Source organism: Streptomyces sp. NPDC000880 (assembly GCF_053599675.1).
This window is the reverse complement of sequence record NZ_JBSFMS010000092.1, coordinates 15,975-30,537: the sequence shown is the minus strand read 5'-3', so window position 1 is coordinate 30,537 and position 14,563 is coordinate 15,975. Positions and strand designations below refer to the sequence as shown.

9 protein-coding genes and 4 pseudogenes are annotated in these 14,563 nt (G+C 69.3%); 7 read left to right on the top strand and 6 right to left on the bottom strand.

Annotation, left to right across the window (positions count from 1 at the left end; translation table 11 throughout):
* Nucleotides 1-591, bottom strand: a pseudogene (locus ACWDO5_RS25360) (hypothetical protein); the annotation flags it as partial.
* Between the two features lie 256 nt (nt 592-847).
* Between ACWDO5_RS25360 and ACWDO5_RS25355 the strand changes: the two are divergent.
* Both ACWDO5_RS25355 and ligD read left to right on the top strand, forming a co-directional pair.
* Nucleotides 848-988 (top strand): hypothetical protein, encoded by a 141-nt coding sequence (locus ACWDO5_RS25355; protein WP_450532657.1) that lies wholly within the window; start codon nt 848-850, stop codon nt 986-988.
* Between the two features lie 39 nt (nt 989-1,027).
* Nucleotides 1,028-2,050, top strand: coding sequence for a non-homologous end-joining DNA ligase (gene ligD / locus ACWDO5_RS25350; protein WP_450532656.1), 1,023 nt, complete (start codon nt 1,028-1,030; stop codon nt 2,048-2,050).
* On the opposite strand, the pseudogene ACWDO5_RS25345 reads toward ligD, so the two are convergent.
* The 3 genes and pseudogenes from ACWDO5_RS25345 to ACWDO5_RS25335 form a co-directional block, all read right to left on the bottom strand.
* A pseudogene (locus ACWDO5_RS25345) lies at nt 2,041-3,495 on the bottom strand (ATP-dependent Clp protease ATP-binding subunit); the annotation flags it as partial. The gene ligD and the pseudogene ACWDO5_RS25345 sit on opposite strands and share 10 nt — an antisense overlap.
* Nucleotides 3,486-3,848: a chaperone modulator CbpM gene (locus ACWDO5_RS25340; RefSeq protein WP_450532655.1), complete on the bottom strand. Its 363-nt coding sequence runs from the start codon at nt 3,846-3,848 to the stop codon at nt 3,486-3,488. The pseudogene ACWDO5_RS25345 and the gene ACWDO5_RS25340, both read right to left, overlap by 10 nt.
* Nucleotides 3,845-4,648 (bottom strand): annotated as a pseudogene (locus tag ACWDO5_RS25335) (DnaJ C-terminal domain-containing protein); the annotation flags it as partial. The pseudogene ACWDO5_RS25335 and the gene ACWDO5_RS25340, both read right to left, overlap by 4 nt.
* Before the next feature lie 509 nt (nt 4,649-5,157).
* On the opposite strand from ACWDO5_RS25335, the gene ACWDO5_RS25330 reads away from it, so the two are divergent.
* Nucleotides 5,158-6,948, top strand: coding sequence for a PucR family transcriptional regulator (locus ACWDO5_RS25330; RefSeq protein WP_450532654.1), 1,791 nt, complete (start codon nt 5,158-5,160; stop codon nt 6,946-6,948).
* Nucleotides 6,949-7,137: 189 nt separating this feature from the next.
* Here the strand turns inward: ACWDO5_RS25330 and ACWDO5_RS25325 are convergent.
* Both ACWDO5_RS25325 and ACWDO5_RS25320 read right to left on the bottom strand, forming a co-directional pair.
* Nucleotides 7,138-7,401 (bottom strand): annotated as a pseudogene (locus ACWDO5_RS25325) (transposase family protein); the annotation flags it as partial.
* Nucleotides 7,402-7,828: 427 nt separating this feature from the next.
* Entirely contained in the window at nt 7,829-9,970 is a 2,142-nt protein-coding gene (locus ACWDO5_RS25320) for an alpha-galactosidase (protein WP_450532653.1), read from the bottom strand.
* Between the two features lie 180 nt (nt 9,971-10,150).
* Here ACWDO5_RS25320 and ACWDO5_RS25315 point away from each other — a divergent pair, with 180 nt between their 5' ends.
* Genes ACWDO5_RS25315 through ACWDO5_RS25300 form a run of 4 tightly spaced genes read left to right on the top strand, consistent with a single transcriptional unit; the run spans nt 10,151 to nt 14,533 of the window.
* Nucleotides 10,151-11,326, top strand: coding sequence for an ROK family protein (locus tag ACWDO5_RS25315; RefSeq protein WP_450532652.1), 1,176 nt, complete (start codon nt 10,151-10,153; stop codon nt 11,324-11,326).
* A gap of 8 nt (nt 11,327-11,334) precedes the next feature.
* The gene (locus tag ACWDO5_RS25310) at nt 11,335-12,648 is read left to right on the top strand and encodes an ABC transporter substrate-binding protein (RefSeq protein WP_450532651.1); all 1,314 of its coding nucleotides are present in this window, start codon (nt 11,335-11,337) and stop codon (nt 12,646-12,648) included.
* A 20-nt stretch (nt 12,649-12,668) separates the two neighbouring features.
* Nucleotides 12,669-13,613, top strand: coding sequence for a carbohydrate ABC transporter permease (locus ACWDO5_RS25305; RefSeq protein ID WP_450532650.1), 945 nt, complete (start codon nt 12,669-12,671; stop codon nt 13,611-13,613).
* The gene (locus ACWDO5_RS25300) at nt 13,610-14,533 is read left to right on the top strand and encodes a carbohydrate ABC transporter permease (protein ID WP_450532649.1); all 924 of its coding nucleotides are present in this window, start codon (nt 13,610-13,612) and stop codon (nt 14,531-14,533) included. The genes ACWDO5_RS25305 and ACWDO5_RS25300 overlap by 4 nt, the downstream gene beginning before the upstream one ends.
* Nucleotides 14,534-14,563: the final 30 nt, after the last annotated feature.

The following is a 14,563-nucleotide window of genomic DNA, read 5'->3' as shown; positions in this document are numbered from 1 at the left end:
CCGGCAGCGCCAGAGTTTGACCCCGTCCAGTGTCTCCATGCGGAGTTCCAGGACTCCCAGCCGCTCCGCTCCGTCGACCAGCGGCAGCCATAGGGTCAGCCCGCCGGACGTGTCTTCCTCCACCCGCAGGGAGTTTGTCCGGTAGGCCCATCCGGCCAGGGAAGCGTCGACGTCCAGGTCCGGCTCGCCTTCGACCAGCGGCAGCAGCACTCTCTGCTGGAGATCGGCCAGGTAGACGATGGCACGGCCCATACCCATGGCCTCGGCATATCGCTCCAGGGCCGTCGGCAGTTCCACAGGTGACGCCTGCTGGGCGGTCCTGACCAGCGCCTCCAGCAGCCGTTCACCGGCTCCGGCCGACACGCTCGCACCTGCCATCCGATCACCCCTGCCGCGCCGAGTCACCACCCCGAACGCCCGCACCTTGAGGTAGCCGGCCTGCTGCCTGTTCACCTGGATGGGGCGGCCGGGCAGGCGGCGGACGCGCGCCGCATCGGGGACGCAGCGGATGCGGGCGCACGGCCTGCGCCGTGGTGCCGTCCGGCCCTCCACCAGTCTGCTCCAGCCGGCGCCCGATCGCGCCCCGAGCATGGGCCTGCTATCTGCCGCCGCGATGTGGCAGGAAGCGTCAGAGGGACCGATCCTGCTGCCGCCTCCTGCGGCCACGGCGACCGCCGCCCCTACCGCTACCGGGAAATCGGCTTCGCCGCCTCCGGCGGGGCGGGGAAAGGCAGCGGCCCTGTACGTGTCGACGGTCACGTCGCCGTCGTGCCGGAGCCATTGCATGATGGACGGGCAGGACCGTCAGCAGCTCCTGCCCGAGACTACAAGCGGAAGGCGGCCGGCCATGAGTCAGCATGTTCACGTCCGCTTCAACCACGGCCTGGCCGTGTCCGAGGACGGCGATCTGATCGAGCAGTCCCGCTGCCGGTGCGACGCCACCTGGACCAGGACGTTCCAGGCAGCGGAGGGCGATCCCGGGAGTTGACTCTCCGAGGCGGGCATCCGGACCCGGGAGGAGGCGGCCATGCGGGCTGGACTGCTGGACCGGCTGCCCGTGGAACAACGAGACCGCCTGCGCTGCCCGCCACCGGACGGGCACGCGGTGGACCGGCCGATGCTGGCCGTGCTCAGCGACCGGCGGACCTTCGACGGTGGCTGGCTCTTCGAACGCAAACTGGACGGCGAACGTGCCCTCGGACTGCGCGGCCATGACCGCGTTCAGCTCCTCTCCCGCAATGGCCTGCCCCTCAATGCCACCTACCCCGAGGTCGCGGCCGCCCTGGCGGAGCAGGAGTGCTCCGACTTCATCGTGGACGGCGAGATCGTCGCACTCCGTGACGGCCGCACCGACTTCTCCCTCCTGCAACGAAGGATGCAGCTCACCGACCCGCGCACGGCCCTGGCCAGCGGGGTCCCCGTCGTCTACTTCCTGTTCGACCTGCTCCGGCTGGACGGCTGCGACACCACCCGGCTGCCGCTGCGCACCCGGAAGCAGCTGCTGCGCAGCGCCTTCGAGTTCCGCGGACCGTTGCGCTTCACGCCGCACCGCAACCATGGCGGGCAGGAGCTCCTGGACAAGGCGTGCGCCCGCGGCTGGGAGGGGCTGATCGCCAAGCGCGCCGACTCGGTCTACGTCGCCAGACGGTCGTCCGACTGGCTCAAGCTCAAGTGCGCCGCCGGGCAGGAGTTCGTCATCGGCGGCTTCACCGAGCCAACCGGCAGCCGGGCCGGCTTCGGCGCGCTGCTGCTGGGCTACTACGACGGCGGGCGCCTGCGCTACGCAGGCAAGGTCGGTACCGGCTTCGACCGGGCCACCCTGCTCGACCTGCGCCGCCGCCTGGAGGCTCTGCGGCAGTCGCGTTCCCCGTTCGAGGCGGGGCCCGAGATGCGGGTACGCGGCGCGCACTGGGTGCGTCCGGAGCTGGTTGCCCAGATCGGCTTCACCGAGTGGACCCGAGACGGCAGGCTGCGGCACCCCCGCTTCCTCGGCCTTCGATTCGACAAGAAGCCCACCGACGTGGTGCGCGAGGTGCCCGCCTCCGGCTGACGGCCGAGATCCTGGACGCGGCGGATGGCCTGGCGTTCGGCGTCCCACTGGGCGTGCTTGGCGTCGGCCTCGGCGCGCAGGTCCGCGAGTTCGCGCCGGAGTTCCTCCAGCCTGGTCCGGCTGGCGGGATCGGTCTCCTTGGAGAGCGCCGCCTCCTCGATCTCCAGCCGGGTGACGCGCCGGGTGATCTCGTCCAGCTCGGCGGGCATGGAGTCGATCTCGGTACGCAGCCGGGCGCAGGCCTCGTCGACGAGGTCGATGGCCTTGTCCGGCAGGAACCGGTCGGTGATGTAGCGGTGGCTGAGGGTCGCGGCGGCGACGAGCGCGGTGTCCTGGATCTTGACGCCGTGGAAGACCTCCAGCCGCTCGCGCAGGCCGCGCAGGATGGAGATGGTGTCCTCGACCGTCGGCTCGTCCACCATCACCTGCTGGAAACGACGCTCCAGCGCGGCGTCGGCCTCGATGTACTTGCGGTACTCCTGGAGCGTGGTGGCGCCGATCATGTGCAGTTCGCCGCGGGCGAGCATGGGCTTGAGCATGTTGCCCGCGTCCATCGCGCCCTCGGTCGCGCCGGCGCCCACGACGGTGTGCAGCTCGTCGATGAACAGCAGGATCCGGCCCTCCCCGGCCTTGACCTCGCTGAGCACGGCCTTGAGGCGTTCCTCGAACTCACCGCGGTACTTGGCTCCGGCGACGAGTGAGCCCATGTCGAGGGCGAACACCGTCTTGTCCCGGAGCCCTTCGGGTACGTCGCCACGCACGATGCGCTGGGCGAGGCCTTCGACGATGGCGGTCTTGCCGACGCCGGGGTCGCCGATGAGCACCGGGTTGTTCTTCGTCTTGCGGCTGAGGATCTGGGTGACACGGCGGATCTCGGTATCACGGCCGATGACCGGGTCGAGCTTGCCGTCGCGGGCCTCGGCGACCAGATCGCGGCCGTACTTCTCCAGGGCCTCGTACGCCACCTCGGGGTTGGCCGAGGTGACCCGCTGGTTGCCCCGGACCTGGGTGAGGGCGTTCAGGAACGCCTCCTTGGTGATGCCGTGCTCCTTCAGCACCCGCCCCGCGGCCGTGGACGACCCCTCGTCCGCCAGGGCGAGCACCAGGTGCTCCACCGACACGTACTCGTCCTTGAGCCGCTTCGCCTCCTTCTCGGCCGTGTCCAGCAGCTGCGCCAGACGCTGGGTGACGAACACCTGCCCGGGAGAGGCCCCGGGACCGGTCACCTTCGGCTTACGGGCCAGCTCGGCCTCGAGTGCGGTGCGCAGCGCGCCGGTGTCGGCACCCGTCTGTTCGAGCAGCCGCGGTACCAGCCCCTCCTCCTGGTCGATGAGGGCCAGCAAGAGATGCTCTCCGTCGACCTCGGTCTGCCCGCGCCGTACGGCGGTGGTCTGGGCGTTCTGCAGGGCTTTCTGCGACTTCTGGGTGAGGCGGTTCATATCCATGGAAGTTGATCACTCCTCGTACCGCTGTGCCGCAGCGCGGCTTCGAGCAGGCTGATGCGCTCGAGCAGGTCGAGCACCAGGCCGATGGAGGCATAGTTGAGGTTGAGTCCGGTACGGAGCCGCTGGATACGGGCGAGGGTCGCCGGTGCGGACGGCGGGAACACCAACTGCCCCGAGGCGTCGCGATGGGCGTCGACCAGGCCGAGCGCGACGAGCCGGCGGATCAGTTCGGGGTGGAGCCCGGAGCGGCGTGCGACGCCGTCCAGGCCGAGCGCCGGGACGGGCACCATGGCGTAACGGACGGCCGTCGTTCTCCGGGCCGCTGCGGAGGTACGCGGTGGATGGGTGCTCATCGTTGCTTCCTCGGGTCGAAGGAGGAGGTGGCGGCGAGCTCCTCGAACAGCTCCCGCTCGCGGTCGGTGAGCTTGGGCGGCACCATGATGCGGAGCTCCGCGTACAGGTCGCCGTCGGCGCCGCGGGGGTTCGGCATGCCCTCACCGCGCAGCCGGAGGCGGCGGCCGCTGGAGGAGCCCGCGGGGACGGTGACCTTCGCGGTGCCGCCGGGGGTGGGGACGGGGACCGTGGCGCCGAGCGCGGCCTCCCAAGGGGCGACGGGAAGCTGGACGTTGACGTCCCGGCCCTCGAGCCGGAACTGCGGGTGGGGCTGGATCCGTACGCGCAGATACAGGTCGCCGCGCGGGGCGTCGCCGCTGCCACGGCCGCCCTGCCCCGACAGACGGATGCGCTGCCCGTCGACGACACCGCGGGGGACGTTGACATCGAAGGTGCGCTGTCCCCCGGGACCGGCGAGGGTGATGCTGCGCTTGCCTCCGCGATAGGCGTCCTCGACGGTGAGGGGGAGTTCGGCCTCCTGGTCGGCGCCGGGTACGGGGCCGCGGGCACCGCCGGCTCCGAAGAGCCCGCCGAACAGGTCCTCGAAGTCGATGCCGCCTCCGGCGTCGCCGCCCCGGACGTACCGGACGCGGGGTCCGCCTTCTCCGCCGGCCGCACCTCCCCAGCTGCCGAATCCGGCACCCGCGCCGGCGGCCACCCGTTCGTCGTAGTCCTCGGGGATCTGCCGGAAGTCCTCGCCGAAGCGGTCGTAGCGGGCACGGGTCTTGGGGTCGGAGAGCACGGAGTACGCCTCGTTGAGGCATTCCCGTCCGCCGCAGCGAGACCTTCACCACCGCTCCCCGCCTGTGCTTCTCGGCCGGGCTCCGGACCTCACAGCTCGCGAGCCGGACCGGAAGAGCGGTCATCGATCACGCAACCGGCCATGGTCGGCGAGGCTGCCGTGCCACACGCTGCCGGACCGGAGCCGGCCCGCATCCGCACCCGCGCGCCCACGAAGGCGCGGGGAGCATGGCCGTCAGGATGCCGGCCGCCCCGGTCTCAGGCAGCGCTGTGCACAGTCGGCGGACGCTCCTGGGGCCCCGGCCGCTTCCGGAAAGCCCTGCACGAAGCAGTCAGGGAGTCACGTGCCGAGCAGCTGCCCGACGGAAGCTACCGGGCGCCCCGGCAGACGCCTGCGGGGACACAGCCCCACGGCGGGGAGAGGTGAGACCCGGCCCCGCCGGAACCCCAATGATCAACCAGACCGAATAGGCGAAGCGGGCCAACCGCAGAAGGCGCAGAAACAGTGCAAAAGGTACGCTTTGGGTTATGTATGGCGCACAGAGCGGCGCCCATGGGTTGGCTCGCCCGACTCGCCGTAACAGCGGGACGAGCAGCGTCCAGGGCCAGGCGCCCGTCACCGCTCCGGGCACATGGAGCCGGGAGCAGCTGGCGCATCTGTACAGCCTTTTCGTTCTGGCCATGGTGATGTTCGATGGGCGTGAAGAGGCCGAGATCCTGCGCCTTGCCATGGCCACGGTGCCCCGGCTCGGACCGTGCCGGCCCGAGGCCTGCTACCTCTTGAAGGACGAACGCTTCCAGCTGGCTGCGGTCACCGACCCGGACACCGACGGCGGGCACGCCCGGCGGGACATGGCCCGGGCGGATGAGCAGCTCACGGTACTGGGCGGGGAGGACGGGCCGGTCCGGCTCCGGGAGGACGACTGGGGGTGGGCGGTCGCGCTGCGCTGCGCCGGCGGGCTGATCGGCTACCTCGTCGTCAGCGCGGAGAAGCCGCCGTCCGACGACCAACGCTTCCTGGTTTACGCGCTTGCCCAGCCCACCGGAGCCGCCCTTTACAACGCCGACTCCCGCCGCCGCGACCGGGAATACGCCTGGCAGACGCTCCGGGTGAAGGAGGAGCGCGAAGCCACCAACGAACGGCTCACGGCGCTGGTGGCGAAACTGGAGCAACAACGCACCGTCCATGAGGTCCTCGCCCGGACCAGCGTGGCCGACGACGGGGAGGACGGCATCGCCCGTGCGGTGTTCCAGCTGACCGGCCTGCCGGCATGCGTCGAGGACCGCTTCGGGAACCTGCTGGCCTGGGCAGGGCCCGGCGCCCCCGCCTGCGGCAAGCCCGAACCGCTGAGGCGGGAGCAGCTCCTCCAGGACGCCATGCGCGCGCTGAGCCCCGTCCGCGACAAGGACCGGCTCGTCGGACTGGCCCGCCACCATGGCGAGATCCTCGGAACGATCGCCCTCATCGACCCCGCCACCGAGGCAGGGGAAGCCGAGGAGTTCACTCTCGAGCACGCATGCACCGCTCTGGCCCTCGAACTCGCCCACCGCCGCAACCTCGCGGAAGTCGAACTGCGGCTGCGGCGCGAGCTGGTGAACGATCTCATCACCGGCGCCGACGACAGCGCTACGTACACCCGGGCGGAAGCGGTCGGCCATGACCTGCACGGCATGCACCATGTGGCCGTCGTGCAGTGGCAGGACACGCCCGCGAACGAGCGGTTCATGCGGGCGGTCTCCCGTGCCGCCCAGGCGCTGGGCATGCGGTCGCTACTGGCCAGACGCTCGGAGATAGCCGTTCTGATCGTCCAGGGGGAGCCGCACGGCGCGGCGCTGTACGAGGCCGTGGCCGGCGAGTTGGACTCCCGGCGGGGTGCCGTGGGCATCGGCGGTCCATGTGAGGTGACGGACGGCCTCCCCCGGTCCTTCGACCAGGCCACCCGGGCGCTGAGTGTCCGCCGACGCTCCCAGCCACCGTACGGTGCCACCGACTTCGACCAGATGGGCCTCTACCGCATCCTCGCCCGGGGCGACGACGGCCGCGAGGTGGAGCAGTTCGTCCGCGAATGGCTCGGCCATCTCCTGGACTACGACGTCGCGCACGGAACCGATCTCGTGCCCACCCTCACCCAGTACTTCGACTGCGGTGGCAACTACGACAGGACGGCCCGCGCGCTCGCCATCCACCGCAGTACCCTGCGCTACCGGCTGCAACGCATCCATGAGGTCAGCGGCCGGAGGCTGAACGACGTCGAGAGCCGCCTCAACCTCCAAGTGGCGACCCGAATCTGGAAGGTCAGCGGATTGGCGACCCTGTGAACCGGGCTTGCGCCGGCGATCGCGGCCGGGCCCACGCCGGTCCGGCGCCATGGCGGGGTCGAGTGCGGCCAGCAGGTGGATCTTGCGGCCACCGGACCGGGCGGCGCCGCGCAGGCTCTTGCCGTCCACCGCCACCGCCCGCCGGTTCTTCGGGCTAGGTTGAGCACGGCGGTCGGCCAGCCAGGCGCCAACGGCCCGGTCGAGTGCATCGGCATCGAGGCGGGCCAGGGTGCGGCGGATCGTCGTCTCGCACGGCACCGGCCGGGTGCCGGTCAGCGGGCAGCGGCGGGCGCCGATGCGGTCCAGTACCTCTCGCGGGGCATCGGCCGCCCACTCGCTGACCGCCAGCAGCGAGGTCGCGCCGGTCAGCACCGCGCAGGCAGCCAGCGCCGGCACGTACACCAGGCCGTGTCGCAGGCCGCGCGGCTTGCGGGGATCGGGAACCTCAGCCAACCGGGCCAGCAGCCCGGGCAGTCCGCGAATACGGACGAGACGGTGGCGCGCCGAAAGGTTCGGGCGCGGTGTTCATGACGCTGCAGCAGGCCGTTCCGGGCAAGGAGTTCCAGGACGTGATGGATCAGCTGCCGAACGAGTTCCAGGACATCTAGGGCATTTCTGTTGGATTATCCGATCGTTGGTCTGGTTGCGTCTTTGAGTGACGCGCCGTGGGCGCGGATTGAGCCGCTGCTCCCGGACCGGACACGCCGCAGCGAGGCGGTCGGTGGCGGGACCATGTCGGCGGCAGCCGCGCCTGACGCTGTACCAAAGTGCCAGGTGCAGTTCTGATTTGTGGGCCGGGGCTACTGAATGTTGTTGGCATCAGTGCAGGTCATGAACTTTGGCTGGTGCCAGTTAAGGATCCTGGTCACAGGTGCTGTGACTACTGACGGCCCCCGTCGTCGTCCACCCTGATCAGGTGCAGGGAGGTGCTGGACCAGTCCCCGGACGGCAGCTTGGGCGTGATCCCGTACCCGGTCAGTACGGACGCGTGATGCACGGCGCCGGTTCGGGCGTCCCGGTAGCGCGCGGTGGGGTCGAGGCCGGCGAGCCTGAGGGCGGGGCGCGGCGTGCCGTGGCGCGGCCCCCGCTGCCACACCAGCACGAAGGCCTCCCGGCGGTCCGCGGTGGTGTACTGCACAGCGGACGGTGCGTCGTCGACGGGGCCGCGCAGCCGGTGCTGGGTGCCGTGCTGCACGATATGACGGACCTTCTTGTACTCCGCCACCAGCTCGGCGCCCTGGACGAGTTCCTCCGCCGTCCAGTGCGCGAGATCGCCGCCCACCGCCAGTACCCCCGCCATCGCGACATGGAAGCGGTAACGCAGCGGCACCGAGCGGCCGGTGAGCTGGTTGGGCACATCGGTAACCCAGGCCGCCATCGTCCGTGCCGGGTAGATCTGGCTGAAGCCGTGCTGGATGGAGACCCGGTCCGCCGCGTCGGTGTTGTCGGACGGCCACGCCTGGTCCGTACGGGAGAGGATGGCCAGGTCGACGCGGCCGCCGCCCCCGCTGCACGTCTCGATCCGCAGCCCCGGGTGGTCCGCACGGAGCTGGTCGATGATGCCGTAGAGGTTGTGCACGTACCGCGTCCACAGCACGTTCTGGCCGTCCTCGTGGCCGGGCCAGCCGGCCTCGCTGAAGGCGCGGTTCATGTCCCACTTGAGGAAGTCGATGCCGTTGTCCGCGACCAGCCGTGTCAGCCAGCCGTACGCCCACTCGGCGACGTCGTCGCGCGCCAAGTTGAGCACCAGCTGGTTGCGCAGCTCGGTGCGGGTGCGGTGCGGGAAGTGCAGTACCCAGTCCGGGTGCGCGCGGTACAAGTCGCTGTCCGGGTTGACCATTTCGGGCTCCACCCACAGGCCGAAGCGCATCCCGAGCCGGTGGACCTCCTCGATCAGCGGGGTGAGCCCGTCGGGGAAGCCCTTGGCGGCCGGTGTCCAGTCGCCGAGTCCGGCCGTGTCGTCGCGGCGGCCGCCGTACCAGCCGTCGTCGACGACGTAGAGCTCCACCCCGAGCTCCGCCGCCCGTCCTGCAAGCGCTTTCTGTCCGGCCTCGGCGACATCGAAGCCAGTGGCCTCCCAGGAGTTGAACAGCACGGGGCGCAACTCGTCCGGGTGCGGCAGTACATGGGCCAGGATGTACGCGTGCCAGGCGCGGCTCGCCGCGCCGAAGCCGCCGTCGGTGTACACGGCCGCGTAGCGCGGGGTCGCATACTCCTCGCCCGGGCCGAGCGGCAGTGACGCCCCGTCATGCCCCGCTCCGCCGGTGAAGGCCGTACGTCCGTCGGGGGTGCGCTGCACGGTGACATGCCAGCTTCCGCTCCAGGCCAGGGCCGCGCTCCACACTTCACCCTGGTCCTCGGTGGCGTCGCCGGCGTCCAGCATCACCCACGGGTTCGCGTGGTGGCTGGTGATGCCGCGCCGGCTGGTGAGCATGGTCTCGCCGTGCGGTATCGGCTCCCGGTGCAGCAGGCCCTCCGCCGACCACTGGCCCGTGACATGGCTGATCCGGTAGTCGTCGCGCGGCGGCAGCGTCCAGGCGGCCGAGTCCGCGCGCAGCAGAGAAAGCGGTTCCTGTCCGGTGTTGCGCAGCACGGTCCAGCGCTCGATGACGTCGGTGTCCTCCTGGACGCGATAGTGCAGGGTGGCTGCCAGCGGGTAGTGGCGGTCACGGAACTCCAGGGCCAGTTCCGCCGTTCCGGGCGCCGGTTCGCCGATCCGGTGGCCCACGGGCTCCCACTCGAAGGCGCGGGTGCCGTCGGCGAACTGCACTCGGAGAGACGGCGCTCCGTACCGGGCCCCTCCGTCGACGGGCAGCTCCTCGCCGGCCGCGGGGCGGCCCTCGAAGCTGCTGATCTCCACGGCCGGAGGAGGCACGAGCTCCCCGGCCGCCGCGAGGGTCAGCCGTGGTCCCCACGCGAGGTGGCAGGGCGCTCCCGTGTCGTCGATCCGCAGCGCGTACGACGTGCGTGCGGTGGAGAGCAGCCACACCCCGGAGGCCGGGGCGAAGGAGATCGCAGACATTGATCCTCACGTTCAGATAGCGCCACACGAGTAGTGAGCAGCCAACCGTGCCTTCAATCGACTGTCAACACCTGTGCCTGGTCTAGCTTTCACAGGTTGAGGGCAGTCCTGCAAGGTACTTCAAAAGGACTTTGCTTCTTTCATTGACAGAGGAAAAGAACCGCCCTTAAGTTTCCGGCCATGCGCTCGACCTTTCCTGATGAGGCGGTCCCGGCGATGACGCCGGCTGCTTCCCTGGTCTTTACGACCGTGCTCTCCCACGGCCCGCTCACCCGGACCGAGATAGCGCGGCGGACCATGCTGTCCTCGGCCGCGGTCACCAAGGCGGTGCGCCCGCTGATGGAGGTCGGCTATCTGGTCGAAGGCGTGGACGAAGGGGCGCGACCCGCTCTCGGACGTCCGGCCAACCCGGTACGGGTGGACGCGGGCAGGGCACTGTTCATCGGGGTCAAGGTGACAGGAGACGAGATCATCGCCGTCCTCGCCGATCTGTGCTGCCGTATCCGGGTTGCCCGGCACGTACGGCTCACGGACCGCGAGCCGGAGGCGGTGCTCCCCACCATCATCGCGCTGGTGCAGGAACTCCTCACGGAGGCCGTCGGATTCGGTGTGCAGGTGCGGGGGCTGGGCATCGCCGTCTCGGGTGACGTGGACCGCACAGACGGTGTGGTCCGCTACTCGCCTTTCCTGGAGTGGCGGGACGTACCACTCGCCGGGATCGCCGGGACCGCGACCGGGCTGCCGGTCACGGTCGACAACGACGTGCGGGCGCTCACGGTCGCAGAGCAGTGGTTCGGGGCCGGAGTCGGACTCTCCGACTTCGCCCTGGTGACCGTCGGCGCCGGCATCGGCTGTGGCCTGGTGGTGCACGGACGGGTGGTGTCGGGCGCGCACGGCGTGGCCGGCGAGATCGGACATCTGTCCATCGACCCGCTCGGCCCGCCCTGCCACTGCGGCAACAACGGGTGCGTCGAGGCCATCGCGGCGGACCCCGCAATCCTGCGCGGAATCCGCAAGGCCACGGGCAGGCCCGTGGCCACCGCGGCCGAGGCGCTGGAACTGGCCCACAGCGGAGACCCCGGGGTCCGAGAGGTCTACGTACGGGCCGGCGAGGCCATCGGCAGGGCCATCGGTTCGGTGGTCAACCTCCTCGGTCCGGAGCGAGTGATCATCTCCGGCGAGGGCCTGGCCGCATACGACCTGTTCGCCGAGGGCATCCGCAACGCGTTCACCGCGTCCGCCTTCGGCACCGCCGCGCAGTGCGACGTGATGACACGTCCGCTGCCCTTCGAGGAGTGGGCGCGCGGGGCCGCGGCCACCGCGATCCAGTCCTTCATCGGATCAGACACGTACTAGGAGTAGCGATGACGCTGCAGAGCCGCACGCCTTGGACCCCGGCAGGTCCTAACCGTAGAAAGGTGGTCCAGGGGCTGTTCGGTGTCGGGGCCGCCGCCCTGGCCATGCCCGCCCTCGCCGCCTGTGGCGGAGGGGCCGCGTCCGACCCGAAGATGGTGACGTTCGGGTCGAACGGCGCGGACGCCACACCGAAGAAGGCCTACACCGCGGTGACGGACGCCTTCGAGAAGGACAGCAAGCTCACGGTCAAGACGAACACCGTCGACCACGACACCTTCCAGAAGAGCATCTCCACCTATCTGCAGGGCACCCCGGACGACGTCTTCACCTGGTTCGCCGGCTACCGCATGCAGTACTTCGCCAAGAAGGGCCTGGCCAGCCCCGTCGACGACGTGTGGGACAAGATAGGCGCCGGCTACAGCGACGCGGCCAAGCAGCTGTCCAAGGGCGAGGACGGAAAGTACTACTTCGTCCCGCTCTACAACTACCCGTGGGCCGTCTTCTACCGCAAGAGCGTCTTCAAGCAGTACGGCTACCAGATCCCCGTGAACTGGAGCCAGTTCACGGCACTGGCCAAGCAGATGAAGAAGGACGGGCTCTCCCCGATTGCCTCCGGCTACGGCGGCGGCGACAGCTGGAGCATCCTCGGCGCCTTCGACTACCTCAACCTTCGGGCCAACGGCTACGACTTCCACATGTCCCTGATGCGGGGCGAGGTCTCCTGGACCGACAAGCGCGCCGCCAGGACCATCGACCTGTGGCGCGAGCTCAGCGCGTACCACCAGACGGGCGCGGGCGGCCGCTCCTGGCAGGACGCCGCGCAGTCGCTGCTCGACAAGAAGTCCGGCATGGCGATCATCGGCCTCTTCCTCGGCCAGCAGATCACCGACGAGGCCCTGCGTTCCGACATCGACTTCTTCGCGTTCCCCGAGATCGACCCGACGTATGGTCAGGACACGGTCGAGGCGCCCACCGACGGATTCATGCTCAGCCGCAAGCCGAAGAACCTCGACGGCGCCAACAAGTTCCTCGAGTTCCTCGGCGGCGCGAAGGCCGAGAACGTCTACATGGGCATCGACCCGAGCAATGTCGCCGTCAACTCCGGCGCCGGCACCGGCTCGTACAACGCCCTGCAGAAGAAGTCCGCCGAACTCATCGCCGGCGCCAAGCACATCACCCAGTTCGGGGACCGGGACAGCGATCCGGGATTCATCTCCACCGTGGTCCTGCCCGGCTTCACCGAGTGGCTGAACCACCCCGACGACGGCTCGGCCCTGCTCAAGAAGATCGAGTCGCAGCGCTCGCGCTTCTTCAAGGCCTGATCCCACCGGAGAGGTTCACCATGTCCTCCGTGCGTACCGCGCCTCGGTCGTCGTCGCGCGCACACTCACGTCCTCGCCGGCTCGGTCCTGGTGACCGCCTCTTCCTGACGGCTGTCGTCGGCATCCCACTGCTTGCCCTGCTGGTCTTCGTGTGGCTGCCGGCGCTGGCCTCCATCGGTCTGTCCTTCACCAGCTGGGACGGCCTCACCCTGTCCGACATCCACTGGATCGGACTGGACAACTACCACCAGATCTTCACCAACTACCCGCCGTTCTGGCCGGCTGTCAGGCACAACGTAATCTGGCTGCTGTTCACGGTGCTGCTGCCCACCCCGTTCGGTATCTTCCTGGCCTACCAACTGGACCGCAAGATCCGCTTCACCCGGGTCTACCAGACCGCGATCTTCATGCCGATGGTGCTGTCCCTGGCGGTCGTCGGCTTCATCTGGGAGATCATCTACGACCCCGACAACGGGCTGCTGAACGGTGTGATCAGTGCCGCGTCGTCCGGTCACCACATCGACTGGCTGGGCGATTCCAGCCTCAACCTCTGGGCCGTACTGGTCGCTTCCGGCTGGCGGCACACCGGTTACATCATGATCCTCTACCTGGCGGGGCTGAAGGGCTTCGACCCCGCCCTGAAGGAGGCGGCCGCGCTCGACGGCGCCAACGGACGCCAGACCTTCATGAGGGTGGTACTGCCGGCCATGAAGCCGGTCAACATCATCATCCTGGTCGTCACCGTCATGGAGTCCCTGCGCGCCTTCGACATCGTCTACGTGCTCGGCGGCGGCATCGGCAGCAAACCCGGCATGGAACTCCTGTCCCTGCTCATCACCGACAACATCATCGGCGAGTCCAGCCATATCGGGTACGGGTCCGCCCTCGCGGTCATCCTGCTTCTCGTCTCCCTCGCCGCGATCGGGGCCTTCCTCTTCCAGACATTCCGCAAGGAGGACCAGTGACCGCGACCGCAACGCCGCCGGCCTCCCGGTCACGTACCCCGCTGACGCGTACGGCTGGTTCCCCCAGGCGGCCGAGGCGGCAGACCGGACGGCACATCATGCTCAGCGGCATCGCGCTGCTGTGGCTCGTGCCGCTGCTGTGGGCCGTCTACACCTCCCTGCGGCCCTATTCCGACACCGCGAAGCACGGCTATCTGTCCTTGCCGCACAGCATCGGCCTGCAGAACTTCTCGGACGCCTGGAGTCAGTCCGGGATGCCGCACTTCTTCTGGAACTCGGTGCTCATCACCATTCCGGCGGTCCTCGGCACCCTGCTGTTCTCCGCGGCAGTGGCTTTCTTCGTCTCGCGGTTCGATTTCCGCTGGAACATCGTACTGCTGATGCTCTTCACCGCGGGAAATCTGCTCCCCGCACAGGTGCTGATCACACCGCTGTACCGGCTGTACCTTCTGATCCCGCTGCCGCCGTGGATGAGCGACTCCCTGCTTGTCTACAACTCGCTCTGGGGCATCATCTTCATTCACATCGCCTACCAGTGCGGCTTCTGCACCTTCGTGCTCAGCAACTACATGAAGACGATCCCGAAAGAGATCTTCGAAGCCGCTCTCGTCGACGGTGCCCCGGCGTGGCGCGAGTTCTTCCAGATCGTGCTGCCGCTGTGCCGCCCGGCGTTCGCGGCGCTCGCGACCCTGGAATCCATCTGGATCTACAACGACTTCTTCTGGTCCCTCGCGCTGATCGAGACGGGTGACAAGCGTCCGATCACCTCGGCGCTGGCAAACCTGCAGGGCCAGTACTTCACCAACCCGAACCTCATCGCGGCAGGTGCTCTCATGACCGCGATCCCGACGCTGCTGGTGTACTTCGCGCTCCAGCGCCAGTTCATCAGCGGGCTCACCATCGGCTCGGGCAAGGGCTGAGCCGCCGACCCGACGTCCCGACGGTCACCG

Excerpts from the sequence above, each read along its gene's own strand:
- ACWDO5_RS25305 (WP_450532650.1), top strand. The coding sequence starts at position 12,669 with ATGTCCTCCGTGCGTACCGCGCCTCGGTCGTCGTCGCGCGCACACTCA.
- ligD (WP_450532656.1), top strand. The coding sequence starts at position 1,028 with ATGCGGGCTGGACTGCTGGACCGGCTGCCCGTGGAACAACGAGACCGC.
- ACWDO5_RS25355 (WP_450532657.1), top strand. The coding sequence starts at position 848 with ATGAGTCAGCATGTTCACGTCCGCTTCAACCACGGCCTGGCCGTGTCC.
- ACWDO5_RS25315 (WP_450532652.1), top strand. The coding sequence starts at position 10,151 with ATGCGCTCGACCTTTCCTGATGAGGCGGTCCCGGCGATGACGCCGGCT.
- ACWDO5_RS25310 (WP_450532651.1), top strand. The coding sequence starts at position 11,335 with ATGACGCTGCAGAGCCGCACGCCTTGGACCCCGGCAGGTCCTAACCGT.
- ACWDO5_RS25320 (WP_450532653.1), bottom strand. The coding sequence starts at position 9,970 with ATGTCTGCGATCTCCTTCGCCCCGGCCTCCGGGGTGTGGCTGCTCTCC.
- ACWDO5_RS25340 (WP_450532655.1), bottom strand. The coding sequence starts at position 3,848 with ATGAGCACCCATCCACCGCGTACCTCCGCAGCGGCCCGGAGAACGACG.
- ACWDO5_RS25330 (WP_450532654.1), top strand. The coding sequence starts at position 5,158 with ATGTATGGCGCACAGAGCGGCGCCCATGGGTTGGCTCGCCCGACTCGC.